This is a genomic window from Candidatus Hepatincolaceae symbiont of Strigamia maritima, from assembly GCF_055505085.1.
Genome location: NZ_DBKDTU010000105.1, coordinates 1 through 2391 on the forward strand (window position 1 = coordinate 1; position 2391 = coordinate 2391).

3 protein-coding genes are annotated in these 2391 nt (G+C 28.3%); 2 read left to right on the top strand and 1 reads right to left on the bottom strand.

Annotation, left to right across the window (positions count from 1 at the left end):
* Positions 1 to 360: transcription elongation factor GreA (gene greA, locus ACQCX0_RS02545; RefSeq protein WP_462562595.1), on the bottom strand; the 360-nt coding region annotated here is incomplete at its 3' end.
* 213 nt (positions 361 to 573) lie between these two features.
* Between greA and ACQCX0_RS02550 the strand changes: the two genes are divergently transcribed.
* Entirely contained in the window at positions 574 to 1092 is a 519-nt protein-coding gene (locus ACQCX0_RS02550) for a GatB/YqeY domain-containing protein (RefSeq protein WP_462562596.1), read from the top strand.
* 36 nt (positions 1093 to 1128) lie between these two features.
* A partial coding sequence (dnaG, locus tag ACQCX0_RS02555; RefSeq protein ID WP_462562597.1) for a DNA primase occupies positions 1129 to 2391 on the top strand: 1263 nt, incomplete at its 3' end.

Consider the following 2391-nt stretch of genomic DNA (forward strand, 5'->3'; position numbering starts at 1 on the left):
AGAAATTAATCCTTTCTCTACACGTGCTTCGTATTCTCCTACAATTTGATAAGACCGAGTGTTTTGTTTATCTAAATCTAATAATAAAACAGTTGCTCCAAACATTATTTTATTACTTTGTATTGTGTTAGGAATAATTACTTCTGTTCTAGCTATAACATCATCTAATTCTTGAATTCTACCTTCAATAAAGCTTTGTCTTTCACGAGCTGCATGATATTCAGCATTTTCTGATAAATCACCAAGTTCCCGTGCAGCTGCTATTGCTTTAATAATATCAGGTCTTTCTATATGTTTTAATTTGTTTCTTTCAGCTTCTAACATGTGTAATCCTTGAGATGTCATAGGAATTTTATGCATATTTAATGCCCCAACTTTAATCTTAAATTTTAATATATTAAGTTCTATTAACTTTAAAAATTACCATATACTATTTCAGGAATAATATCAAGATTAATTATATAATATAGGTTAAAATAGTAAATTTGTTAATAGTAAATTTTTTCCTTTTATTTTAAAAGATAAGTAATAAAATAGTTAGATACTTCTTGTTAAAAATATATAAAGGACATTATGGATATTAGAGAAATACTCAAATCAGAATTAGTATCTGCCCTAAAGGATAACTCAAAGCCGGAAAATGAAGCAGTAGTACCAATAGAGAAGGTGTTATATGAAACAATCCCGAATAAAACTAAAATTTCTACTATTCGTTTAGTTCTAGCGGCTATTAGGGATAAAGATATTGAGAGTAGGGGTAAAGGTGATGCCACTCTGATACTTGATGAAGATATTCTAGTACTCTTACAATCTATGATTAAACAACGTAATGACAGTATTACACAATATACTAAAGCTACTAGAGATGAATTAGTATATAAAGAGCAATTAGAAATTAAAATTATCAAGTATTTTTTACCTAAAGCCTTGTCTGATGAAGAGCTTAACGTTATAATAGATGAAATAATTTATAAACTTGAAGATAAATCTATTAAGTCTATGTCAATAGTTGTAAACACTATCAAAAAAAACTATGTGGGTAGAATAGATCTAGCTGTTGTTGCAAAAAAAGTTAAAGAAAAATTAAGTTAGAGATAACGATTCTTAAAAAAATTATAGGGTTAATATTTGGAACTAAAAAATAACCTGTTAGAAGAGATTCAGCATAAATTATCTATTGTAGATATTGTTAGAACTAAAACTAAACTTACTAAAAAAGGTAGAGAATATAACGGATTGTGTCCTTTTCATTCTGAGAAAACTCCTTCTTTTTGGCTTAATCAGGAAAAATCTTTGTATCATTGTTTCGGTTGTGGGGCTAAAGGTAATATTTTTAATTTTGTAATGGAAACTCAAAAGTTATCTTTTAAAGAAGCAGTAGAAGTTTTAGCTAAACAAGCTGGAATCATCATAAATTCAGTTAATGTTAATCAATTGCAGGGGGAAATAAAACATGATTTATACAAGTTAATGGAAGTTGCCACGGCATTTTTTCATAAACAGTTATTTCTACATCAAGGGAAAGATGCACTGGAGTATTTGTACCAAAGAGGTTTAACTCCTACTATTATTAAAGAATTTAACTTAGGAATAGCACCTAATTCTTATAATATGTTGTTTGAATATTTAAAAGAACAGGGATTTCAAGAAAAAGATATTATAGAAGTAGGGCTTCGAAATAAATATGAGGATAAGGAATATGATTCTTTTAGGAAAAGGATTATGTTTCCCATCAAAAATGTTACTAATAAAATTATTGCTTTTGGGGGCAGGGCAGTAGGAGAGGATTTACCTAAGTACAAAAATTCTAAAGAAACTCCTATTTTCTATAAAAGTTATAATTTATATTCTTTAGAGAAAGCTATCAAACATATCAAAGTAGAGAATCACTTAATAATTGTAGAAGGCTATTTTGATGTGATTGCTTTACATCAATATGGTATAAACACATCAGTTGCTCCGCTTGGAACTTCTCTCACAGTTGAACAATTAAATTTAATACATAAGTATGATAGTGAACCTATTTTTTGTTTTGACGGGGACCCGGCGGGTATTAAAGCTAGTTATCGAACTGTAGAATTATATTTGCCAATTCTGAGTGCAGGCATAATCCCAAAATTCGTGTTTCTTCCTAATCAAGAAGATCCTGATACCTATATTAGAGCAAATTCTAAAGAATCCTTTAGAGAACTATTAAATACAGGACAGTTAATATCACAAATTCTTTGGAATAAGGTAATTAAAGATAAAGATTTATTTATTCCGGAACATAATAAAAAGGCAGAAAAACAACTCTTAGAATATTGTTTCCTTATAAAAGATTCGCGATTAAAAGAAAGTTTTATTAGTTTTTTTAAAAATAAGCTAAAATCTTTTGTATATAATAGAGTT

Coding starts and splice junctions, on each gene's coding strand:
- ACQCX0_RS02550 (WP_462562596.1), top strand. CDS start 574: ATGGATATTAGAGAAATACTCAAATCAGAATTAGTATCTGCCCTAAAG.